Genomic DNA, 19,776 nt, shown 5'->3' with positions numbered 1-19,776 from the left:
TCCGCATGGCGGCGCGCTGCAAACCACTTGCCTGGTTCGCCGCGCCGCTGGTTTGCCTGACGCTGGCCGCACCCGTGCAGGCCGAGCCGGAGCAACTCAATACGATCAAGGACGTTGTTCTTGCCATCCACCGCTGCTGGCGGCCGCCGCCGGCAGACAAGGCCGGCCCGATCGACATCACCGTCATTGTCAGCTTCAACCGCGAGGGCGCGATCCTCGGGCATCCCAGGATCAGCTATGAATCGCAGGAGGCGACCGACAACGACCGGATTGCATACCGGATCGCGGTGATGGAGACGTTGCAACGCTGCACGCCGTTGCCATTTACCGAGAGCCTGGGCGGCGCAGTCGCCGGCCGCCCATTCGCGATCCCGTTCAGGAATAAGAAGTATCCACCCCGAAGCCAGGAGAAGCGAGCATGGCTGCTACTGAAAATACTCTGATCCTCGAAACCACCCAGGGCCCGGTCACGATCGAGATGCGCCCGGATCTCGCGCCCGGCCACGTCGCGCGGATCAAGGAGCTGGTGCGCGAGGGCTTCTATGACGGCATCGTGTTCCACCGCGTGATCGACGGCTTCATGGCGCAGACCGGCTGCCCGCAGGGCACCGGCATGGGCGGCTCCGGCAAGAAGCTGAAGGCCGAATTCAACAAGGAGCCGCATGTCCGCGGCACCGCCTCGATGGCCCGCGCCGCCAATCCGGATTCAGGCGACAGCCAGTTCTTCATCTGCTTCGACGACGCCTCCTTCCTCAATGGTCAATACACCGTCTGGGGCAAGGTCACCGAGGGCATGGAGAACGTCGACAAGATCAAGCGCGGCGAGCCGGTGAAGGATCCGGACAAGATCGTCAAGGCGCGCATGGCCGCCGACGCGGCGTAAGTCAAACACTCCGTCATTCCGGGGCGATGCGCAGCATCGAACCCGGAATCTCGAGATTCCGGGTTCACGCTTCGCGTGCCCCGGAATGACGGCGCTGAAGTATTAGTCACCGCCATGCGCACCGATCTCTTCGACTTCGAACTACCCCCCGAAAGCATCGCGCTTCGCCCCGCGAGCCCGCGCGATGCCGCGCGGATGCTGGTGGTGCATCCGGACGGCGTGCTGCGCGACGCCGCGATCGCCGACCTGCCGCAGTGGCTGGAGCCGGGCGATCAGATCGTGGTCAACGACACCAAGGTGATCGCGGCGCAACTCAAGGGCCGCCGGATCGGGCGCGACACCGAACCGAAGATCGAGGCGACCTTGATCAAGCGGCTCGACGGCTCGCGCTGGCAGGCGCTGGTGAAGCCAGCGAAGAAGCTCAGCCCCGGCGACACCATCCGCTTCGGCAATGAGGGCAGGGTCTGCCTGCTCGGCAATCTCGATGCAGAGGTCGAGGCCAAGGGGCAGGAGGGCGAGGTGACGCTGTCATTCTCGTTCCATGGTCCGGTGCTCGACCAGGCGATCGCCGATGTCGGCGCCACGCCGCTGCCACCCTACATCGCTTCCAAGCGCACGCCTGACGAGAAGGACGTCAGCGACTACCAGACCATGTTCGCCGCCAATGAGGGCGCGGTCGCAGCGCCCACGGCGGGGCTGCATTTCACGCCGGCCCTGGAGGCCGCGCTGCAGAGCCGCGGTGTCGAGCTGCACCGCCTGACGCTGCATGTCGGGGCAGGGACCTTCCTGCCGGTGAAGACCGAGGAGACCTCTGAGCACAAGATGCATGCCGAGTGGGGCTGCATCACCGCCGAGACCGCTTCCGCCTTGAATGCCGCGCGCGCAAAAGGCGGCCGGATCGTCGCGATCGGCACCACGTCGCTGCGCCTGCTGGAAAGCGCCGCCAATGCCGACGGCACCATCGAGCCGTTTGCTGCGGAAACCTCGATCTTCATCACGCCGGGCTACCGCTTCCGCGCGGTCGATATTTTGCTGACGAATTTCCATCTGCCGCGCTCGACGCTGTTCATGCTGGTCTCGGCCTTCTCCGGCCTCGAGACGATGCAAGGCGCCTACGCGCATGCGATCAGGGACGGCTACCGGTTCTATTCGTACGGCGATGCCTGTTTGCTGTTTCGCGCAGGCAGGTAGTTAAGCGAGCTCAACTTTATCACCGCCACCCTGAGGCGGCCGCTTCTTCAGCGGCCCTCGAAGGGCGACGGCCCGACTAGGGCCGATGCATCCTTCGAGGCTCGCTTCGCTCGCACCTCAGGATGACGGGTTGGGCATTTGTGCCGCCATCACATCACGCCATCGCGCGTTCGGGCAACAGCTCGGCGATCTGCACCGCGTTGAGGGCGGCGCCCTTGAGCAGCTGATCGGCCGCGACGAACATCGAGATCGAGTGGCCGCTGGGGTCGCTGAGATCCTTGCGGATGCGGCCGACCAGCACGTCGTCCTGGCCGGAGGCGTCGATCGGCATCGGGAAGTAGTTCTTGGCGCGATCGTCGACGACCTTGACGCCCGGCGCCTGCGCCATCATCGCGCGGACCTGGTCCTCGGTGATCGGCTTCTCGCATTCGAAGGTGATCGCCTCGCAATGCGCGCGCAGCACCGGCACCCGCACGCAGGTAACGCCGACCGCGATCTTCTCGTCCTCGAAGATCTTGTGGGTCTCCTTGATGACCTTGGTCTCCTCGTCGTTGTAGCCGGTCTCCGGATCGACAGCGGTGTTGTGGTTGAACAGGTTGAAGGCGTAGGGGTGCGGCATCACCTTCGGGGTGTAGACCTGTCCGTTGAGATTGGCGCGGGTGGACTCGACGAGCTCCTCCATCGCGGCTGCGCCGGCGCCGCTCGCGGCCTGGTAGGTCGAGATGATCACGCGCTTGATGCGGTTCTTCTGGTGGATCGGCCACAGCGGCACCAGGGCGGTGATGGCGGCGCAGTTCGGGTTGGCGATGATGCCCTTGTGGTCGCGGATGCGGTTGGCGTTGATTTCGGGGATCACCAGCGGCACGTTCGGATCCATCCGGAACGCCGAGGAATTGTCGACCACGACGGCGCCGGACTTCACCGCAAGCGGCGCGAACTTCCTGGAGATGCCGCTGCCGGCCGAGAACAGCGCGATGTCGACGCCCTCGAAGGCGCGCTCGGTCAGTTCCTCGATCACGACCGGCTTGCCGCGGAAGCTGATGGTCTTGCCGGCCGAGCGGGCGCTCGCCAGCGCCTTCAGCTTGCCGACGCGGAAGCCGCGCTTGTCCATGGTGGCGATGAATTCGGCGCCGACGGCACCGGTGACGCCGACAATCGCGACGACGGGATCGTTACTCACTTTGTCCTCCATTCGAGTTGTATTTCAGGCAACAAAAAAGCCCCGGACCTTCATCAGGCGGGGCTTCGGGTAGAGATGATGCGGTTCGACCGACTACGCGCGCACGCCTCCCGAGGCCCCGGAGGGCTTGGTGGTTTTGCTGGTGCGTTTGGTCGCGGTGATCATGGAGCGGACTTATGCGGGACAGATCGGCGTCCGTCAACGGCTTTTGGGCGAAAACTTGGCGAGAGAAAACTTGGCGAGTGCCGCGCCGGCCTCAGCGCCTGCGCGCGCCGGGCGGTTCGAGGATCACCTCTTTCAGATCGCTGCCGGCGAGCACGACGATGACGAAATTGAGCTTGCCACGTTCGCGCATCAGGCCACCGCTGATCGCCTTGCCGGAGGTCGTGTGCTCGGCCACCCGCACGGCGTCGCCGAGGCGATGCCGGAGCGCCTTGAGCACGACGAGGTTGTCACGGTCTTCGGCACCGAGCGACTTCAGCGGCGCGGCGGCTTCGCCCCCCACCACTTCGCCGGTCGCCGCGTCGATGGCGTGCCGCCAGATGCGGTCCTGCTGCATGGTCTTGACCCGGTAGACCGCGGGCTCCGACGCGCCGTCGAAGCTGATGTCGGCGGTGATCGAACCGGTATGCAGCGCCTCCGCAATCGCCATCGCCTTGCGCAGCGAGATCTGGGCCGCCTGGAAGCTGTCGAGCTCGCGGCGAACCGTGTGCGCGTCGAGCGCGGTGTCGTTATCCTGCGGGGTAAGCGCTGCGGCCGTTGAGCGCGTGATCGCGTGCGCCGGCGTCGCGAAGGGCAGGGCAATGAGCGCGGTTGCCAGCAGCCGCGTGCCGAATGCCCAATGCCGCAGTGCGTGTAATCGTCCCGTCGTCATGGTCGCATCCGTCGCGTCGAACCGCCGCCCGGGCAGAGAAAGTGCGGCCGACCTTTGTTAGTCAGAGGTCGGCCGCCGAACGTTCAGACGGAGCGATGGCGGCAGCTCCGTCGTGACGATCGAAGTGACAAGGCGACACGAAACCGTTGGGGGGCTGAACTTGGGTTTCGCGTCTCATTGCAACTAAACAATACGGTTTCGTTCTGTTTCCTTCAAGGCTCATCACGACAACGTGTGAGGCGATGCAACGATCCTAAAACTGTCAGCGGGTCGGGCGGCGGCGCGCCTTCGTCGCTTCCTTGATCGCCTCTTTGGCCGCATCGCGAAGCCGGTCCTGCGGCCCGACGGCGCCGGCGAGAAACAGCCGGATCGAGACTTCCATCCGGGTCTCGGCGGTCTTCATGTCGATCGGAATTCCGAATGTCGCCATCCGGTGGGTGTGGCCGACCACCATGTTGAGGAATGTCTCGGCCGCGATCGTGGTGTCCTCGAGGTCGAGGGCGCCTTTGTCGACCAGATGGTCGAAGAAATCCGCCGTGGTGGACACCGCTTTCGACCAGCCCTCGTCGACGGCAAGCTTGGCGACCTCGGGGAAATTAATTGCCTGCGCGGTCAGGATCCGGCTGAAAGCGATGGAGTCGGCGCTGCAATTCAGCACCAATAGCTGGCGTCCGAGCTCGGTCAGCCGTTCCTCGACCGAACCGTCGCAGTTGCCGCCGGCCTGCGCTTCGGCCGCCGCGGCGGCGAGCGGGGCAAGCCAGCGGGCGATCTCGCGGCGGAGCACCGCGGCGAACAGGCCCCGCTTGTCGCCATACTGACCATAGACCGTGGGCTTGCTGACGCGGGCGGCCTCGGCCACCGCGTCGATCGACGTCGCATCGAAGCCGCGCTCGAGGAACAGGCGGGTGGCGACCTCGATCAGCCGCTGGTCGCGCTCGATCGCAGCGTCCCGCGTCGGTCGGCCGCCGCGTGACTTAATCACGCCGCGCTTGGCCACCTTTGCCTTGGTTGCCGTCAATCCCATTTGCCCATTCATCTCGTTGTGCATCGGACGGGTCTGTCCGGTCTATAACCCGCGCCGTGCGGATTCGTCCATTCGGCGGTACCGGGAGCAGGCCGCTTAAGGGGGCGTCGCAGTCCAGGCCTGCCCAGCGGCGGCCTTGTCGTATCCGTACTGGTACAGCGCGCGCATATAGGCGGTGTCGAAGCCCTGCGTTTCCGGTGCCGGATAGTCGCGCTCGATGTAGGACAGATGGAAACCCAGCCGGTTACGCCGGGCGAAGTCATAGGTCGAGAGGATGACCGAGCGCGTCTGTGCCTGCGTGATCGCGGAAATGCTGCGGGAGGCAACGTCGATCGTCGAGTTCGACACCAGCTCGAAGTTGCCCTCGAGCTTCTTGTTGACGAGGATGTAGATGTTCATGCGGCTGTTGGCGGGCCAGCCGCGCTCGCGGAACAGCAGCGCATCCGGCAATGTCAGCACCGGCGCGGTCACGCCGCCGTCGACATGCATCTCCTGGAAGCGGCGGCCCTGGCCTTCGGCGTCGATCATGATCGGCGGAAACACCAGCGGGATGCTGGCGGAGGCAGCCATCACGTCGCGAAACAGCTGCAGCGCCTCGGGCGTTCCGACGGCGGCGATCCTTCCCATGTCCCAGATCACCGTGCGCTGGGTGTCGAGATCGGTGGTGACGATCAGGAGCTTTCGGCCCTTGGCGTTTTCGCTCGCCACCTCGCTGAGGATCTCCTGACCGACGTAAAGCGCCACCAGTTCGCGCAGCCGCTTGTTGCCGAACAGCCCGGAGCCGAACAGCACCCGCATCAGGCTCGGGTCCTGCAGCAGGCTTTCCGCGATGCCCGAGGTGTAGATCTCCTTCAGCGTGTCGTCGTAGCGCGGGCCAAGGAAGGCAAAGGGCGCAATCAGTCCGCCGGTGCTGACGCCGGAGACGACCGAAAAGGCCGGGCGGTTGCCGGCCGCGGTCCAGCCGTTGAGGACGCCCACGCCATAGGCGCCGTCGGCACCGCCGCCGGAGAGGGCGAGGTAGCTCGTGATCGGGGCGACGCGGCGCTTCTCGAGCTTGAATTTTGACGCCGGCTCGTCGGCATAGCGGCGCAGCCCGTCGAGGTCGAGCACCCGCGAATTGGCGGCATCGGCGGCCGTGTAGGGCATCCGCGGCAACGAGCTGCAGGCAGCCAGCGCCAAGGCGAGGCCACACAGCAGGGCCGCTTGCCGGATCGCGCGGGCAGCCGTCATCCAAGGGCCGGCGCCGGCGGGCCGGGCGCTAGGGGTAAGACCATCTCTGCCAGTCACGTTCGCGGATCGACGTTGCTGTGGGAAGCCGGTTGCCATATTGTCGTCATAAAACGACACTGTTTCGTTTTGTTTAACGGGGCTGATGATGCAAGGCAAGCGTCCAGCCGGTTGTCCGTGTTCACGAAGTCGCGCGAGGGCCACTATCCGACGGGTTGATCGGGCACCGGCGACACGCAATAAGCAGCCGCATGACTCTTCCCAATCATTTCGAGCTCCTGGCGACCGACGGCGCCGCCCGCATCGGGCGCCTGACCACGCCGCACGGCCTCGTGCGGACGCCCGCCTTCATGCCGGTCGGCACCGCGGGCGCGATGAAGGGCATGCATTGGCGCGAGGTGCGCGATGCCGGCGCCGATATCGTGCTCGGCAACACCTATCACCTGATGCTGCGTCCGGGCGCCGAGCGCATTGCCGGGCTTGGCGGCCTGCAGCGCTTCACCGGCTGGGGCGGCCCGATGTTGACGGATTCCGGCGGCTTCCAGGTGATGTCGTTGTCGGAGCTGCGCAAGGTGACCGAGAAGGCCGTGACCTTCCGCTCGCATATCGACGGCACCAAGGTCGAGCTGTCGCCGGAGCGCTCGATCGAGGTGCAGCGGCTGCTCGGCTCCGATATCGCCATGCAGATGGACGAATGCGTGCGGTTGCCGGCGGAGCGCGCCGACATCGAGCGCGCGATGCAGCTGTCGCTGCGCTGGGCCGAACGCTCCAAGCGCGCCTTCGAGGCGGCGCCGGACGGCTACATGCTGTTCGGCATCGCACAGGGCGGCGACGTCCCGGATCTGCGGCACGCCAGCGCACGCGGGCTGACCGACATCGGCTTTCACGGTTACGCGATCGGAGGGCTCGCGGTCGGCGAGCCGCAGGCGGTGATGCTGGCGATGATCGAGGAGACCGCGCCGGCGCTCCCGGTCGATCGGCCGCGCTATCTGATGGGCGTCGGCACGCCGGAGGACATCCTCGAGGCGGTAGCGCGCGGCGTCGACATGTTCGACTGTGTGATGCCGACACGGAACGGACGCCACGGCATGGCGTTCACCCGCTTCGGGCAGATCAACCTGCGCAACGCCCGGCACGTCGACGATCCGCGCCCGCTCGATGAAGAGAGCCCGTGGCCGGCGGCGAGCGGCTATTCGCGTGCCTATCTGCATCACCTGGTGCGATCGGGCGAAACACTTGGGGCAATGCTGCTGTCCGAAATCAACGTCGCCTATTACCAGCAGCTGATGCAGGGCATCCGCGATGCGGTGGCGAACGGCACGTTCGAGGACTTCAGAACGAAAACGCGCGCCGGTTGGGCGCGCGGTGACATCGCTCCAAGGTGAGCTGTGTGATCAGTTGCACACGATCGGTTTGACCGCATGTTTGGTAACGAACCCGTAACCGCAGTTGTCGCAGGTCCAGAGATAACTGATCAAATTGTCGAACAGGTACGCGGAGGCTTCCGCCGCCACCATGGAGTCCGCACACACCGGACAGGTCGGCAAATCGCAGCCGCGCGGATCGGGCCTGGACGCTGTGGTCGACAGAACTTCAGCGAGAGCTGGCATGTGACCTCCTTTGCGTTCTGAGCTGCACCTGACGAAAGTATATAAACCCATTTGTTTGACCTTGTCGCAACACAAATGCGTAGGTTTTACGTTATTTGCGCAGGTTCTATTTTGCGATGCAACGAATTCGCGTTGCGGCGGTTTCTCACTTGCGTGCCATGGTGCGCTGCTTCTAATGAGACAAAACCGCCTATTCCCAGCACATCCGCTACAGGAGCCGCTTGATGGACGCGCCGTCGACAACGAGTGCAGTGCAACCCGGACGCGGCCGCGTCTTTGACTCCATCGTCGATGCGATCGGCTCTACGCCGATCGTGCGGCTGCGCAGATTGCCGCAGGCGGCTGGCGTCAACGCGACGATCCTCGCCAAGCTGGAATACTTCAATCCGGCAGCCAGCGTGAAAGACCGCATCGGCGCGGCGATGATCGTGGCGATGGAGAAGGCCGGCATCATCAACGCCGACACCGTGCTGATCGAGCCGACCTCGGGCAACACCGGGATTGCGCTTGCCTATGTCGCGGCCTCGCGCGGCTATCGGCTCAAGCTCGTCATGCCGGAATCGATGTCGATCGAGCGGCGGCGGATGCTGGCCTTTCTCGGCGCGGAGATTGTGCTGACCCCGGCCGCGCAGGGCATGAAGGGCTCGATCGCGACCGCGGAGGAATTGGTGCGCACGACGCCCAACGCTGTCATGCCGCAGCAGTTCAAGAACCTCGCCAATCCCGAGATCCATCGCCGCACCACCGCCGAGGAGATCTGGAACGACACCGGCGGCAACATCGATTACTTCGTCGCCGGCGTTGGCACCGGCGGCACCATCACGGGCGTTGGCCAGGTGCTGAAGCCGCGCAAGCCATCATTGCGTGTCGTCGCGGTGGAGCCGGAAGAGAGCCCGGTGCTGTCGGGCGGCCAGCACACGCCGCACAAGATCCAGGGCATCGGCGCGGGCTTCATCCCTGACATCCTCGACCGCTCCGTGATCGACGAGATCGTCAAGGTCAACAGCGCGACCGCGATCGAGACCGCGCGCGAGCTGGCGCGCAACGAAGGCATCCCCGGCGGTATCTCGTCGGGTGCCGCGATCGCTGCCGCCTTGCAGATCGGCAAGCGGCCGGAAGCGGCCGGCAAAACCATTCTGGCGATTGTGCCGTCATTCTCGGAGCGCTATCTCTCTACGGTACTGTTTGAAGGAATCTGAGACACAGGAATCCAGCATATGGCTGACCAGCCGAGGCGACCGCGAACCCTGAACGATGCGCGCAGCGAAGCCGAGGCGGCGTTCAAGCGCGCCACCACCAAGGTCGCGGACGCGGTGCCAAAGACCGTCGCTGTCCCCGGCGTCCGCGAGCAGGTCACGCTGCGGATCGATCAGGACGTGCTGGAGTATTTCCAGGAGGGCGGCCCCGGCTGGCAGGATCGCATCAACGCGGCGCTGCGCAAGGCCGCCGGAAAGTAACACGCTTTCGAAACCGGGAAGCCCGGGACGATCTCCGGGCTTTGGCTGGCGGGCGCGGCCGCGCTGGCTGCGGCGCGAGCATCACCTTGCGCGCGCCGGCTTCCTTGCGGTCGGTTTCAGGTTCATGAGGTTGCCCGCCAGGATCATGGCCGCGCCGAGCACCGTGTAGACATCGAGCCTTTCGGCATAGATCAGCCAACCGGCGATCGCCGTCAGCGGCACGCGGACGAAATCCATCGGGATCACGACAGTGGCGTCGGCGTGGAGCAGGGCTCGTGCCATGCAATAGTGCGAGAACGTGCCGCAGAACGCGATCACGGCGAGCCAGCCCCAGGTCGAGAGCGGCGGCCAGGTCCAGACATAGAGCGCAGGCCCGATGCTCGCGAGCGATTGCACCACCAGCATCCAGAACATGATCGTCAGCGTCTGCTCGGTCCGCGTCAGCGACTTGACCACGGCGACCGAGATGCCGAAGCCGACCGCCGCGGCGAGCGCGATCAGCTGGCCCGGATTGATCGCGCCGGCCGCCGGCCGCACGATCACGAACACGCCGACCAGGCCAAGCACCATCGCGACGATCTTCCACCGCGTCATCCGCTCGCCGAGAAAGCTTGCCGCAAGGATCGCGGTCCAGATCGGCATCGTGAACTCGATCGCGACCACCTGGCCGATCGGGATCAATGTCAGCGCAAAGAACCAGCCGAGCTGCGCGCAGAAATGGATCAGGTTGCGCACGATATGGACGTGCACCCGTGCCGTCTTCACGATCGCAAACCCGCCGTTCATGTGGATCAGCGGATAGAGCATCGCGAAGCCGAGCACGCCGCGCACGGCCATCAGCTGGAAGACGTTGACCTCGCGCGTCGCCTCGCGGCCGGCCACCGCCACGATCAGCATCAGCGCGAGCCAGCCGGACATCCACAATGCTGCGCGGGTCTTTGAGGGCGTGCGATCCATGACGGGGAACGGCGGAGGAGGGGTGCCCGGTATCGGCGAGCTGCCATGAATTTGCAACGCGCAATTCCGCCTGCGCGGTGATGCGTCACCCACGCGATCTCTGCTAAGCAGCATCGACTACGCTGTCATCCCGGGGCGCACGTGAAACGGGCGAACCCGGGATCTCGAGATTCCGGGTCTGGCTCTGCGAGCCATCCTGGAATGACGAACGCCAAAAAGGAGGATCTGCTCATGCGTGTCTTGCAACCGGCCGAATGGTCGAAACCCCGCGGCTTCTCGCACGGTGTCGCGTTCGACGCGCCCGGCAAGTGGATCGTGCTGGCGGGGCAGACCGGCGGCGACGAGAAGGGCGACTATGCCCCCGAGATGGCCGCCCAGGTCGGCACCGCGTTGAAGCGCATCATCAAGCTGTTGAACGAAGCCGGTGCCGGCCCCGAGCACATCGTCCGCCTGACCTGGTACCTGACCAGCCGCAGCGAATATGAGGCCGCGGGCGCCGGTATTGGCGCGGCGTGGAAGGAGACGCTCGGGCGCAATTTCCCGCCGTCCACCTTGCTCTATATCGACGGGCTGGTCGATCAGCGCGCCAAGGTCGAGATCGAGGTCACGGCATTCGTGCCTGCCGCATAGCACCGCTGGGGCGTAAACAAAAAGCCCTCGGGGATGATGACCCGAGGGCTTTCCACGTTGGAGTTCGGATCGATTACTTCGACAGCGTGATGCTCGCGCCGCGGAACTGGCTGTCGGCCCTGATGGTAACGGCCTGCTTGTTGCCGGTGGTGCGCATCGAGATATCGGCGTTGAAGCCGGGAGCGCTGGCAACGACCTGGAAGTTGCCGCCGCCGCCGCGACCCTGCAACGAGCCGCTGACATTGCGGCTGGACTCGCTCCAATTGCCGCTGACCACGCTGCCTTCGGCCTGCACATCGGCCGCCAGGTTGAACTTGTAGGCGTCGCTGGCGCAGGTGAGGCTCATGGTCATCCGGGGCCCGCCGACGTGATACGTCGCCCGGCAGCGGATGCGCTCGCTGGAGCCGTCGTCCAGCGTGACCGAGCCGGCGCCCGACCAGGTGCCCGCCATGCCGGCGAACGGGCCGGACTGGGCATGGCCCGTGGTGCTTGCGAGTGCGGTCACGAAAAACGCGGCGGCTGCAAATGCTGGCCGCCGCGCGATGGCAAAGAAACTTGATAGGCTGGTGATCTTACTGACGGGATGCTTCCCATCGGCCGCTGCAGGGTACGCCAGCTGATGCCCCATTCCACTTCCCCGATCCGGAGTTGCCACTGAGTTGTCCGTTCGCATATGCACCATTGATCGAGACTCGCACAAGTCCCCCGCTGCCGACGGTGCCGGAGATCGCCGCGCCCTGTGCCGAGATCTTTCCTTCAGCGACGGTCACGGTCGAACTCTGCGACGGTTCGCAGCTGCCGGTCTTGGTGACGACGGTGACGTTCCAAAGCCCATCATAAGGCTGCTGAGCGGACACGGGAGCAGCGGTGAGGGCGGCAGCCGAAGCGACCGAAGTGACCAAAATCAGGTCGCGAATGCGGATCGAACGCATGAATCAAATCCCTGTAATTTCGTGTGATGACGCGGCTTATCCTGTCACAATGTGTTCAAAATTTGCTGCGTCGCGGGAGCCCCAAATGTTCCTGTGAACCCAAACACATCATGGTGAATTCGGTTCCGGATCAGGAACGGAAAATCCGAGCATGGCTTTTTCGAACGAGGTATTCATATACCCTAGCTCGGGTTAGTGTTTGCCAGGGCTCAGATTCGGCGCCTTGGTCGCAAACTGCTCATCCTGGACCTTGGCCGGCAGCGAGCCGTTGACCTTACCATAGTCGATGACCTGGGCGAGCAGACGCAAACCGAGCGGCGCCAGCGCGCGCTCCCACAGCTCGCGGGCGGTCTCGCCTTTCTTGACGAACACCCAGTCCTGCGCGGCGATGGCGCCGGCGTCCATGCGGTCGGCGAGGTGATAGATGCTGCCGCCGGCGATCGGATCGCCTTCCTTGATGGTCCATTCCACCGCCGCGATGCCGCGGTGGCGCGGCAGCAGTGACGGGTGGTATCCGATGCCGCCGAGCCTGGACGCGGCAAGCGCCTCCCTGCTGACCCGGGCGTGGCTGTGGGCGGTCACGATCAGGTCGGTGTCCGGCGCAATCTCGGCGGCCGTCACCAGCTTGGGATCGGCTTGGACCACGACTTCGATGCCGGCCGCCCTGGTCGCTGCCGCCAGCCGGTCCTCGCCGTCATGGACGACCACCCTGACCAGCGTGACGTGGTGCTCGCGCAGCATGTTCAGGGTCGTCACGCCGAAATGGCGGGAACCGACAAGGGTAATGCGCATGGGGATCTATTCCGTGGGGTTTACTCGGGGATTGCTCAGGCCGCCGCTATGCCGATAGCACACCGCGGCGGCCTGTTTCGCTGTCTTGCCGCTTATCAACAGGACGGCCGGGTGGCAAATGTCAGGCCGCCGGCTGCTTGCTGGCCAGAACCTTGTCGATGCGCCGGCCGTCGAGGTCGACGATCTCGAATTCCCAGCCCTGCGCGGCGGTTTTCGCGCCGACATCGGGGATCGCGCCGAATTCATGCAGCAGGAAGCCGGCCGCGGTCTGGTAGGGCCGCGGCGATGGCAGCGTGATGCCGAGCAGCTCGCTGAATTCCAGCGCCGGCATCCAGCCCGAGATCAGATAGGAGCCGTCGGCGCGCCGGACATAGGCGGGCTCGGCCGGTCCTTCCTCGGTGTGGAAGGCGCCGACGATGGCCTCGAGGATGTCGGCGCTGGTGACGACGCCCTGGAAGGTGCCGTACTCGTCGTGGACGAGGCCGATATGCACTCTGGAGTCGCGCAGGATCGCGACCACGTCGCGGGCGTCGACGGTCTCCGGAATGATCGGCGCATCGCGCGTGAGCGCGCGGATGTCGGGCGTCTGGCCCGCGAGGTAGACGTCGAGCACGTCCTTGGCCTGCACGATGCCAAGCGCATGATCGCGGTTGCCGTCGAACACCACGCAGCGCGAGTGACTGCTCTTTTGCAGCGTCGCCAGGATCTCGGCCGCGGGGGCGGCGAGGTCGATCAGGCTGACCTCGTGGCGCGGCGTCATCACGGCGCCGACCGGCAGATCGCCGAGCCGCATCACGCCGGCGATCATCTCCTTTTCGCCGGGCTCGAGCACACCGGCGTTCTCGGCCTCCACCACCAGCGTCTTGATCTCGTCCTCGCTGACGCGGTCCTGTGCATCCTCGCGATGGCCGAGCACCCACAGCAGCAGCTTGCCGGAACGGTCGAGCAGCCACACCAGCGGCAGCGACAGCCGCGCCATCATGGTCATGGCCGGAGCGACCTTGACCGCGATCGACTCGGGATCGCGCAATGCGATCTGCTTCGGCACCAGCTCGCCGACGATCAACGAGGCATAGGTGATCACGCCGACGACGAGGCCGACGCCGACCGCGTCCGCGATGCTTGCGGACACGCCGACCTCAAGCAGCCATTGGGTCAGACGCTGGCCAAGCGTTGCGCCCGAGAAGGCGCCCGACAGCACGCCGATCAGCGTGATGCCGATCTGCACCGTGGAGAGGAACTTGCCGGGATCGGAGGCCAGTGCAAGGGCGCGGCGCGAACCGCTGACGCCTCGTTCGACCAGCGCCGCAAGGCGCGCCGGGCGCGAGGAAACGATCGCGAGCTCCGACATCGACAACAGACCGTTGACGACGATCAAGACCGCCACGATCGCAAGTTCCAGATATAACACGGGAGTCCCTAAACATTGGCGGCGTTGGCCGCTACACGACGCCCAATATAGGCATACCGGAGCGGTTTTGCTGTGCCTTGTCGGGCGTCCCTGCACAAGCAGAGGGTGCGTATGGCCAGCATGCAGCATGAGATCGCGGCATTTTGGCGCGCTGGCATCATACCCTAGGCGAGGATCCGCAGCGCCGGCTTGGCGAACCTCCTGCCCGATGAGGCGGGCTGCATCAGCATCCGTTTGGAGGCGGCTTGCAGTTGCACGCGCAAATCGGCGTTGCATTGCTTCATCTGGTTGCGCAATTCGCGGCGGGAGAAGGCGGTGAGCGAGGGGTCCGCGAGTTGCTGCCAGGCCTTGCGCAGCCATTCCTGCAGTTCGCGAATGTTCTGATCCAGAACCTTCTGATCAAACACGTCGGGCTGGGTCATGCCGCCAAATCCCACGAAGCGATCAGTTGCAAAGTAACGCTGATTCGCGTCGCTTCACCTAGCGCAATGTTGCGCAGGCGCGTTTGCGGCAGGGGAGATCGGAGGCGGCAGGCGTGTTAGTGCCCGCGTCAGCGAGCGTCGCCGGGCCCGGTGCGCAGCAAGTCCAGCGCGACCGGCAGCGCGAGGAACAGCGCTGCGAGCATCGAGAGATGACGCGTCCGCGCGGCGCTCAGGCCGAGATCGTATTGGGCGAGATAGGCCAGCATGATCGCGATGTAGGCGGCGACGCAGATTGCGACGGCGATGCTTGCGAAATCGGTCTTGCTGTCGGTCTTATCGTCCACGGCGGCACCACGTCGTTGCGGAAGCGGTGTAGCGCGGCTCGGCTTCACCAACTATGAGCTGGATCACGAGCGGAGGAGCCGCTCCGGCCAAATGGCTTCGTGCGTCACGACGGGCCAACTGGCGGAGGCAAACGTCGCGATCAGCATTCCGCAGCAACGTGGCCGCGGCGACTCCAACTCGGCCTTGGCGACCACCTGCCGCCAGCAAGCGGCCTAGCGGGGGCTGCGTTTCGGCTGGCCTTCGCGCGGAAGCTCGACCGGGATGTGGGGCGCGGTGCTCACCACGCGGGGGCTTCCGTCGGAATGGGTCTGGCCGTTGAGCAATGTCTCGAGCACCAAAAAGAATTTTTCAGCAAGCATGGGCGTAGCCCTCGTCGTCTAATGTCCTTGTGTCGCGGCGCGCCGCGGAAAATTCGATCAACAAAATGCGAGTCGCACCGGCATGGCGATGCTGCGGCGGAAGGTCTCCCGCACGCAATCCGGGAGATTACCGGCGCCCACGCCGTCAACCGAGGCTTGCGCGAAATAGTTGCCAGGTTCCTAACGATTGCCGGTGCAGCACGTGATGGCGCTCACCGTTCCTTCAAGGATGCACGTTAATGATAGGGGTATGGATCGTGACCAGGACATCGACGAGGGATTTGGATCGGCGCTGCGCCGCAGCTACGGGCGGCTGGCCTGGTGGATCGTCCGACTTAACCGCGTGCTCGAACCGTCGCGCGCGGCCGAACCACCGCGCACCCTATCGCCGCCGCGGCCGGCCGTTCCGCCACGGCGGTCTGTCCCGCCGCGCCCCGAATAGACCTCACCGGAATACCGGCTTCCGCTGTATCGGCCGTGCGGCCGGACTGCTATTCATGCGCCATCCGCGGACCCCTCCGGTCCGCCGTTTTGACGATGCGGCCGCGCGGCCGCGCAAGCGACGAGGGACGAACGCAATGATTGAGACGGTTGGCATTATCGGCGCCGGGACCATGGGCAACGGCATCGCGCAGATCTGCGCGGCGGCAGGCCTCGGCGTGACCATGGTGGATATCTCCGACGCGGCGGTGCAGCGCGGCCTGAAGACGGTCGGGAGCAGTCTCGATCGGCTCGTCGCCAAGGAGAAGATGACCGCTGCCGATCGCGACGCGACGCTCGGGCGCATCAATGCGACCACCGACAAGGCCAAGCTCGCCGCCTGCGATCTCGTGATCGAAGCCGCGACCGAGAACGAGGAGCTGAAGATCAAGATCCTGAAGGATCTCTGTGCGGGGCTGAAGCCGAGCGCGCTGGTCGCAACCAACACCTCGTCGATCTCGATCACCCGCCTTGCGGCCTCGACCGATCGTCCCGACCGCTTCATCGGGATGCATTTCTTCAATCCGGTGCCGGTGATGGCGCTGCTCGAATTGATCCGGGGCCTGCAGACCTCGGACGACACCGTCGCCAAGGCCGAAGCGTTCGCCAAGCGGGTCGGCAAGGTCGCGATCACGGCGAAGAACAGCCCCGGCTTTGCGGTGAACCGCATCCTGTGCCCGATGATCAACGAGGCGATCTTCGCGCTGCAGGAAGGCATTGCCACCGCCGAGGAGATCGATGCCGGCATGAAGCTCGGCTGCAACCATCCGATCGGCCCGCTCGCGCTCGCCGATCTGATCGGGCTCGACACGATGCTGTCGGTGATGGAGGTGTTCTACACCGGCTTCAACGACCCCAAGTACCGGCCGGCGCCGCTGCTGAAGGAGATGGTCGACGCCGGCCATCTCGGCCGCAAGACCGGGCAGGGGTTCTACAGCTACAGCAAGTGAGGCCGGCGCGCGCCTGACCCCGTAATCATCCGGGATGGATCGCGCGGACAAGGTCGCGTAACGACAAGACCTGATCCGCCACGAGGCGGGGGACATCAGAAACGAGGCCCGGTCTCCTAGGCACACCGGGCCTCGTTTTTTTGTGGGATACCGGGCTCAGTTGGCCGATGCGACCGGCGTGACGCCGGTTTCCTCGGGATCGGCGCCGAACAGGCCGACGAGGAACTTGTAGTAGTCCGGCATCTTCTCCTTCAGCGTGGCGCGCGTATAGGGTTCGTGCTCGGAATCCTTGCCGGCCAGGAAGATGCTCGCCGTCACCGCGAAGAACTCCTGCTGGTTCTTCAGCGCATAGGCCTCCTTGGCGAACAGCTCCTTCGACTTCGCCTGGCTGAGGAAGCCCTTGATGCCCTTGTTCTCAAAGCCGTTCGGCATCAGCCGGGCGTGATAGGCGTGAAGGAATTCGTGCAGCAGCACCGGCTCCTTCGCGTAACGCATCATGTTCGGACGCATCCTGATGATGCCGATGCCGGAATCGAGCGCAAGCGCGAGCGGATCCGAATTGGTCCATTGCTGCTTGTCGTGATCCCAGATGGTGACGTCGCGGGTCGTGCCGCGGTCCCATTCCGGCGGCGTCAAGCCATAGCAGGCCGCTGCCGCGCCTTCGTCGAGACACGCCATCTCGCTCGCAACGATCGGCACGCGATGGAAGAACTGCAACACCTTCGGGCTGAATCCGGCGGTTTCCACGACGTCGAGCTGGCGGCGGACCATGTCGGCGATGCTGGTAACGTCCTTGCGGTCGGCGTTCTCGGAGAGATCGAAGACGTAGCCGCGATATTTCTCGACGCTGCTCGGTGCTACCTCCGACGGCCCCGATATTCGTGGTCCGGCAACGGCCGCTCCGGCCGCAAGTGACAGGATCATTGAAGCAATGAGCGCGCTGCGCATGATTATCCCCCGTGCGACGAGCCTCTCCGGGTGTCGTCGTCCATTGAGCCGCGCGGGAGACTAGGGCAGCCGCCCTTGCGGCGCGCTTAAATCGTACATTTCAACCGCGCATCCCCGATTAGGCGTCGGTTAACTACATGCGCTGGGATGGCCCGGCGGGCAGCGGGCCAGCGGGTCTGGAGGCCGCGAGGGCCGATGACCGGTCAGCCGGTCCTCACCGTGCCGCGACCGGGCTTTGAGCCATCGTCACAGCTTCTTGAGGCGGTGCCCGGAAACCTCGCAGATCCTGCCGGCGTACCTAGATCAGCGTCTGGGAGCCGATGGAGCAAGGAAACACGATCATGCGCAGGACGAATTGGGCAATTCTGGCGTTCGCGGCGCTCGGAACGAGCTGGATTGTCGGTTCCGCGTCGCCTGCGGCGGCCGATCCCTATGAGTATCCCTGGTGCATCCAGGGCCGGCAGGAGGGATATCCCGGCTATTGCGGCTACCAGACCTATCAGCAGTGCCAGGCATCCGCGTCGGGCCGAGACGCCTATTGCGGCATCAATCCGCGTGTTGCCTTCAGCCAGCAGCGGATGGCGCCGCGGGCGTTCCGCTGAGCGGTGCGAGGAGGTCGGGCCAAGCGACCGTCGGGCACGATGGTTGCATAGCTGACGGTCGGATCATTTTTTCTGCCTTGGAGCGAATATGGGCGAGATCATCAGGTTCATCTCGAAGTCCGAACGCGAGCGCGCGCGTCTGATCCGCGAGGCGCGTGCGAACTATGAGCGCATCTTTCCATCGGCCGATCCGGTTGATGCGCAAGGCGCCGCAGACGAGGGCAGCGGCAGCGAGGCGTCGTCGAAGCCGTAGCGCGCCGGTATTGCGCGCAAGGGGAGGCGGAGCGGCGATGTGGCAGCGTTTGTGGCAAACTTGGACGATCGACAAGCCGGCCGCGCTTGGCGATTGGCTGTGGCAGATCCTGGTCGTTGAGCTCGCCGCCTTGCTCGATCGGCTGACGTTGCGGAAGCTGATCGCGCTGATCCCGGTTGCGATAGTGATCGGCGCCTATTGGCACCGGATTCCGCTTCCTCCCGAACTGATGCTGGTCGGCGATGTGCTGGCCTATATCGACATATTCTCGATGATCTTCCTGATCGGCTTCTTTACCCGCGTTGCGACGGTTGTGGCTGTCGTCAGACAGGCGATCGATCTCGTCCGCGGCGCGATGCGGCATGTGCCGATGGTGCTGCACAGGTTTGGCGTTCGTCACCGTCGTGCCAAGGACAGCACGCGCCGCAGGCGGCTCACGCATGCGAAGACAGATGACGATGGCGCCGCCGGCATGGCAGGCCTGGCTTGGGCCTAGTCCGACGCGATGTGGCGGTGACGAGCGCGATCGCGGCGCCTATCGCGGTTGCCCGGCCTGCTGATCGCCGTCATCCGCCTTCGGCGGGGCCAGGCTGCGCGCGGACGCGCCGTCCTGGCTCCGCCGGTGCGAACTGGAGAGGTCGGTCGCACCGTGCTGGGATCGATGAAACGCGATACCCATCTGGAAACTCCAGACGCCGAACAGCAGCGCGCCCGCCACACAGGCCGCCACGAAAGCCCAATCGCGTTTCCTCATCGGTCCAACAAAGCCAATTCGATACCGCACCAACCGCGTGTGTTCCAAGGCCCGCCAAGCGAGACCGCCGCATTGTGAGACGATTGCACGCGCTTGTCGATCCGCGCGGCTCACCCTCGCATCGGTCACGGAGCGGTGATGATCAAATCATGCGTCCAGAAACACTCCGACCAGATTGCGCGGCCCCCGCAACAAACTTGCCAAACTTTCACTAGGGCGCTGGCGCACTGAGTTCGAAAATGCAGGACCCGATCGGACGATTCGCGAATGACCGAACTTGAGGAGCTCAGATATTTCGAACATCAGTGCCTGGAGATGGCGGAGCAATCCACGCTGCCGGATGCCCGCCGCGCGCTCCAGATCCTGGCGCGCAACTATGCCGCCGCAGCCGAAATCGTCGAACGGCGCGCGCAATCCGCCAACACCGCGCTCGCGCAGCTGTTTCGATGCTTGAGGCTGTGACCGGTTGAGGGCGTGACGAGGGCGCTGCGTGCG

General features: G+C 65.0%; 27 protein-coding genes. 12 read left to right on the top strand and 15 right to left on the bottom strand.

Going from position 1 to position 19,776, the window contains the following annotated elements; all coding sequences use genetic code 11:
* The first annotated feature begins 5 nt into the window (after window positions 1–5).
* The 3 genes from QA635_RS22705 to queA all read left to right on the top strand — a co-directional run bounded on the left by QA635_RS22705 (window position 6) and on the right by queA (window position 2,074).
* Window positions 6–443 carry a hypothetical protein gene (locus tag QA635_RS22705; RefSeq protein ID WP_283061550.1) on the top strand — a complete coding sequence of 146 codons (438 nt, stop codon included), beginning with the start codon at window positions 6–8 and terminating at the stop codon, window positions 441–443.
* Window positions 419–883: a peptidylprolyl isomerase gene (locus QA635_RS22700; protein WP_016846097.1), complete on the top strand. Its 465-nt coding sequence runs from the start codon at window positions 419–421 to the stop codon at window positions 881–883. Before QA635_RS22705 ends, QA635_RS22700 begins: the two co-directional genes overlap by 25 nt.
* 114 nt (window positions 884–997) lie before the next feature.
* Window positions 998–2,074, top strand: coding sequence for a tRNA preQ1(34) S-adenosylmethionine ribosyltransferase-isomerase QueA (gene queA, locus QA635_RS22695; RefSeq protein WP_283061549.1), 1,077 nt, complete (start codon window positions 998–1,000; stop codon window positions 2,072–2,074).
* 154 nt (window positions 2,075–2,228) lie between these two features.
* Here queA and QA635_RS22690 read toward each other — a convergent pair whose 3' ends face one another.
* The 4 genes from QA635_RS22690 to QA635_RS22675 form a co-directional block, all read right to left on the bottom strand.
* On the bottom strand, window positions 2,229–3,266 hold the full coding sequence (locus QA635_RS22690) for an aspartate-semialdehyde dehydrogenase (protein WP_283061548.1): 1,038 nt from the start codon (window positions 3,264–3,266) through the stop codon (window positions 2,229–2,231).
* A 244-nt stretch (window positions 3,267–3,510) separates the two neighbouring features.
* Window positions 3,511–4,128 (bottom strand): PepSY domain-containing protein, encoded by a 618-nt coding sequence (locus QA635_RS22685; RefSeq protein ID WP_283061547.1) that lies wholly within the window; start codon window positions 4,126–4,128, stop codon window positions 3,511–3,513.
* A gap of 262 nt (window positions 4,129–4,390) precedes the next feature.
* Entirely contained in the window at window positions 4,391–5,152 is a 762-nt protein-coding gene (locus tag QA635_RS22680) for a TetR/AcrR family transcriptional regulator (protein WP_283061546.1), read from the bottom strand.
* Between the two features lie 96 nt (window positions 5,153–5,248).
* Window positions 5,249–6,382, bottom strand: a complete 1,134-nt coding sequence (locus tag QA635_RS22675; RefSeq protein ID WP_283061545.1) for a patatin-like phospholipase family protein — start codon at window positions 6,380–6,382, stop codon at window positions 5,249–5,251.
* Between the two features lie 248 nt (window positions 6,383–6,630).
* Here QA635_RS22675 and tgt point away from each other — a divergent pair, with 248 nt between their 5' ends.
* Window positions 6,631–7,764 (top strand): tRNA guanosine(34) transglycosylase Tgt, encoded by a 1,134-nt coding sequence (gene tgt, locus QA635_RS22670; RefSeq protein ID WP_283061544.1) that lies wholly within the window; start codon window positions 6,631–6,633, stop codon window positions 7,762–7,764.
* A 9-nt stretch (window positions 7,765–7,773) separates the two neighbouring features.
* On the opposite strand, the gene QA635_RS22665 is transcribed toward tgt, so the two are convergent.
* The gene (locus tag QA635_RS22665; RefSeq protein ID WP_028332087.1) at window positions 7,774–7,989 is read right to left on the bottom strand and encodes a hypothetical protein; all 216 of its coding nucleotides are present in this window, start codon (window positions 7,987–7,989) and stop codon (window positions 7,774–7,776) included.
* A gap of 224 nt (window positions 7,990–8,213) precedes the next feature.
* On the opposite strand from QA635_RS22665, the gene cysK reads away from it, so the two are divergent.
* Together cysK and QA635_RS22655 are read left to right on the top strand one after the other, a co-directional pair.
* Window positions 8,214–9,188 (top strand): cysteine synthase A, encoded by a 975-nt coding sequence (gene cysK / locus QA635_RS22660; protein WP_076828575.1) that lies wholly within the window; start codon window positions 8,214–8,216, stop codon window positions 9,186–9,188.
* An 18-nt stretch (window positions 9,189–9,206) separates the two neighbouring features.
* Window positions 9,207–9,446, top strand: coding sequence for a BrnA antitoxin family protein (locus QA635_RS22655; RefSeq protein ID WP_050400483.1), 240 nt, complete (start codon window positions 9,207–9,209; stop codon window positions 9,444–9,446).
* A gap of 81 nt (window positions 9,447–9,527) precedes the next feature.
* Here the strand turns inward: QA635_RS22655 and QA635_RS22650 are convergent, their stop codons facing one another.
* A complete protein-coding gene (locus tag QA635_RS22650; protein WP_092083369.1) occupies window positions 9,528–10,403 on the bottom strand; it encodes a DMT family transporter in 876 nt (291 codons plus the stop codon).
* Between the two features lie 231 nt (window positions 10,404–10,634).
* Between QA635_RS22650 and QA635_RS22645 the strand changes: the two genes are divergently transcribed.
* Window positions 10,635–11,033 (top strand): RidA family protein, encoded by a 399-nt coding sequence (locus QA635_RS22645; protein ID WP_057018605.1) that lies wholly within the window; start codon window positions 10,635–10,637, stop codon window positions 11,031–11,033.
* A gap of 73 nt (window positions 11,034–11,106) precedes the next feature.
* Here QA635_RS22645 and QA635_RS22640 read toward each other — a convergent pair whose 3' ends face one another.
* The 7 genes from QA635_RS22640 to QA635_RS22610 all read right to left on the bottom strand — a co-directional run bounded on the left by QA635_RS22640 (window position 11,107) and on the right by QA635_RS22610 (window position 15,294).
* Window positions 11,107–11,661: a hypothetical protein gene (locus tag QA635_RS22640; RefSeq protein ID WP_057018493.1), complete on the bottom strand. Its 555-nt coding sequence runs from the start codon at window positions 11,659–11,661 to the stop codon at window positions 11,107–11,109.
* Complete coding sequence (locus QA635_RS22635; protein ID WP_076828571.1) at window positions 11,606–11,965, bottom strand: hypothetical protein; 360 nt, start codon at window positions 11,963–11,965, stop codon at window positions 11,606–11,608. Before QA635_RS22635 ends, QA635_RS22640 begins: the two co-directional genes overlap by 56 nt.
* 192 nt (window positions 11,966–12,157) lie before the next feature.
* Window positions 12,158–12,757 carry a formyltransferase family protein gene (locus tag QA635_RS22630; protein ID WP_283061541.1) on the bottom strand — a complete coding sequence of 200 codons (600 nt, stop codon included), beginning with the start codon at window positions 12,755–12,757 and terminating at the stop codon, window positions 12,158–12,160.
* 121 nt (window positions 12,758–12,878) lie between these two features.
* Window positions 12,879–14,168 carry a hemolysin family protein gene (locus QA635_RS22625; RefSeq protein WP_283061539.1) on the bottom strand — a complete coding sequence of 430 codons (1,290 nt, stop codon included), beginning with the start codon at window positions 14,166–14,168 and terminating at the stop codon, window positions 12,879–12,881.
* Between the two features lie 164 nt (window positions 14,169–14,332).
* Entirely contained in the window at window positions 14,333–14,590 is a 258-nt protein-coding gene (locus tag QA635_RS22620) for a hypothetical protein (RefSeq protein WP_057018491.1), read from the bottom strand.
* A gap of 128 nt (window positions 14,591–14,718) precedes the next feature.
* Window positions 14,719–14,934, bottom strand: a complete 216-nt coding sequence (locus tag QA635_RS22615; RefSeq protein ID WP_283061537.1) for a hypothetical protein — start codon at window positions 14,932–14,934, stop codon at window positions 14,719–14,721.
* Window positions 14,935–15,147: 213 nt separating this feature from the next.
* Window positions 15,148–15,294: a hypothetical protein gene (locus tag QA635_RS22610; protein ID WP_176936926.1), complete on the bottom strand. Its 147-nt coding sequence runs from the start codon at window positions 15,292–15,294 to the stop codon at window positions 15,148–15,150.
* A 578-nt stretch (window positions 15,295–15,872) separates the two neighbouring features.
* On the opposite strand from QA635_RS22610, the gene QA635_RS22605 reads away from it, so the two are divergent.
* Window positions 15,873–16,724, top strand: coding sequence for a 3-hydroxybutyryl-CoA dehydrogenase (locus tag QA635_RS22605; RefSeq protein WP_018271573.1), 852 nt, complete (start codon window positions 15,873–15,875; stop codon window positions 16,722–16,724).
* 156 nt (window positions 16,725–16,880) lie between these two features.
* Here QA635_RS22605 and QA635_RS22600 read toward each other — a convergent pair whose 3' ends face one another.
* Window positions 16,881–17,672, bottom strand: a complete 792-nt coding sequence (locus QA635_RS22600; protein ID WP_283061535.1) for a hypothetical protein — start codon at window positions 17,670–17,672, stop codon at window positions 16,881–16,883.
* A gap of 341 nt (window positions 17,673–18,013) precedes the next feature.
* On the opposite strand from QA635_RS22600, the gene QA635_RS22595 reads away from it, so the two are divergent.
* The 3 genes from QA635_RS22595 (at window position 18,014) to QA635_RS22585 (ending at window position 19,023) form a co-directional block, all read left to right on the top strand.
* Window positions 18,014–18,274 (top strand): DUF3551 domain-containing protein, encoded by a 261-nt coding sequence (locus QA635_RS22595; protein WP_028340725.1) that lies wholly within the window; start codon window positions 18,014–18,016, stop codon window positions 18,272–18,274.
* An 88-nt stretch (window positions 18,275–18,362) separates the two neighbouring features.
* Window positions 18,363–18,527: a hypothetical protein gene (locus QA635_RS22590; RefSeq protein WP_283061534.1), complete on the top strand. Its 165-nt coding sequence runs from the start codon at window positions 18,363–18,365 to the stop codon at window positions 18,525–18,527.
* Window positions 18,528–18,564: 37 nt separating this feature from the next.
* Window positions 18,565–19,023 (top strand): hypothetical protein, encoded by a 459-nt coding sequence (locus tag QA635_RS22585; RefSeq protein ID WP_283061533.1) that lies wholly within the window; start codon window positions 18,565–18,567, stop codon window positions 19,021–19,023.
* Window positions 19,024–19,062: 39 nt separating this feature from the next.
* Here the strand turns inward: QA635_RS22585 and QA635_RS22580 are convergent, their stop codons facing one another.
* On the bottom strand, window positions 19,063–19,281 hold the full coding sequence (locus tag QA635_RS22580; protein ID WP_283061532.1) for a hypothetical protein: 219 nt from the start codon (window positions 19,279–19,281) through the stop codon (window positions 19,063–19,065).
* A 267-nt stretch (window positions 19,282–19,548) separates the two neighbouring features.
* On the opposite strand from QA635_RS22580, the gene QA635_RS22575 reads away from it, so the two are divergent.
* Entirely contained in the window at window positions 19,549–19,743 is a 195-nt protein-coding gene (locus QA635_RS22575) for a hypothetical protein (RefSeq protein WP_016846119.1), read from the top strand.
* The last annotated feature ends 33 nt before the right edge of the window (window positions 19,744–19,776 follow it).

The organism is Bradyrhizobium brasilense (assembly GCF_029714345.1).
Classification (GTDB): Bacteria; Pseudomonadota; Alphaproteobacteria; order Rhizobiales; family Xanthobacteraceae; genus Bradyrhizobium; species Bradyrhizobium australafricanum.
This window is presented reverse-complemented; position numbering and strand designations above follow the sequence as displayed.

Bases quoted from the DNA above. Each gene is read 5' to 3' on its own strand.
- QA635_RS22705 (WP_283061550.1), top strand. From the start codon at position 6: ATGGCGGCGCGCTGCAAACCACTTGCCTGGTTCGCCGCGCCGCTGGTT.
- QA635_RS22700 (WP_016846097.1), top strand. From the start codon at position 419: ATGGCTGCTACTGAAAATACTCTGATCCTCGAAACCACCCAGGGCCCG.
- queA (WP_283061549.1), top strand. From the start codon at position 998: ATGCGCACCGATCTCTTCGACTTCGAACTACCCCCCGAAAGCATCGCG.
- QA635_RS22690 (WP_283061548.1), bottom strand. From the start codon at position 3,266: ATGGAGGACAAAGTGAGTAACGATCCCGTCGTCGCGATTGTCGGCGTC.
- QA635_RS22685 (WP_283061547.1), bottom strand. From the start codon at position 4,128: ATGACGACGGGACGATTACACGCACTGCGGCATTGGGCATTCGGCACG.
- QA635_RS22680 (WP_283061546.1), bottom strand. From the start codon at position 5,152: ATGGGATTGACGGCAACCAAGGCAAAGGTGGCCAAGCGCGGCGTGATT.
- QA635_RS22675 (WP_283061545.1), bottom strand. From the start codon at position 6,382: ATGACGGCTGCCCGCGCGATCCGGCAAGCGGCCCTGCTGTGTGGCCTC.
- tgt (WP_283061544.1), top strand. From the start codon at position 6,631: ATGACTCTTCCCAATCATTTCGAGCTCCTGGCGACCGACGGCGCCGCC.
- QA635_RS22665 (WP_028332087.1), bottom strand. From the start codon at position 7,989: ATGCCAGCTCTCGCTGAAGTTCTGTCGACCACAGCGTCCAGGCCCGAT.
- cysK (WP_076828575.1), top strand. From the start codon at position 8,214: ATGGACGCGCCGTCGACAACGAGTGCAGTGCAACCCGGACGCGGCCGC.
- QA635_RS22655 (WP_050400483.1), top strand. From the start codon at position 9,207: ATGGCTGACCAGCCGAGGCGACCGCGAACCCTGAACGATGCGCGCAGC.
- QA635_RS22650 (WP_092083369.1), bottom strand. From the start codon at position 10,403: ATGGATCGCACGCCCTCAAAGACCCGCGCAGCATTGTGGATGTCCGGC.
- QA635_RS22645 (WP_057018605.1), top strand. From the start codon at position 10,635: ATGCGTGTCTTGCAACCGGCCGAATGGTCGAAACCCCGCGGCTTCTCG.
- QA635_RS22640 (WP_057018493.1), bottom strand. From the start codon at position 11,661: ATGGGGCATCAGCTGGCGTACCCTGCAGCGGCCGATGGGAAGCATCCC.
- QA635_RS22635 (WP_076828571.1), bottom strand. From the start codon at position 11,965: ATGCGTTCGATCCGCATTCGCGACCTGATTTTGGTCACTTCGGTCGCT.
- QA635_RS22630 (WP_283061541.1), bottom strand. From the start codon at position 12,757: ATGCGCATTACCCTTGTCGGTTCCCGCCATTTCGGCGTGACGACCCTG.
- QA635_RS22620 (WP_057018491.1), bottom strand. From the start codon at position 14,590: ATGACCCAGCCCGACGTGTTTGATCAGAAGGTTCTGGATCAGAACATT.
- QA635_RS22610 (WP_176936926.1), bottom strand. From the start codon at position 15,294: ATGCTTGCTGAAAAATTCTTTTTGGTGCTCGAGACATTGCTCAACGGC.
- QA635_RS22605 (WP_018271573.1), top strand. From the start codon at position 15,873: ATGATTGAGACGGTTGGCATTATCGGCGCCGGGACCATGGGCAACGGC.
- QA635_RS22600 (WP_283061535.1), bottom strand. From the start codon at position 17,672: ATGCGCAGCGCGCTCATTGCTTCAATGATCCTGTCACTTGCGGCCGGA.
- QA635_RS22595 (WP_028340725.1), top strand. From the start codon at position 18,014: ATGCGCAGGACGAATTGGGCAATTCTGGCGTTCGCGGCGCTCGGAACG.
- QA635_RS22590 (WP_283061534.1), top strand. From the start codon at position 18,363: ATGGGCGAGATCATCAGGTTCATCTCGAAGTCCGAACGCGAGCGCGCG.
- QA635_RS22585 (WP_283061533.1), top strand. From the start codon at position 18,565: ATGTGGCAGCGTTTGTGGCAAACTTGGACGATCGACAAGCCGGCCGCG.
- QA635_RS22580 (WP_283061532.1), bottom strand. From the start codon at position 19,281: ATGAGGAAACGCGATTGGGCTTTCGTGGCGGCCTGTGTGGCGGGCGCG.
- QA635_RS22575 (WP_016846119.1), top strand. From the start codon at position 19,549: ATGACCGAACTTGAGGAGCTCAGATATTTCGAACATCAGTGCCTGGAG.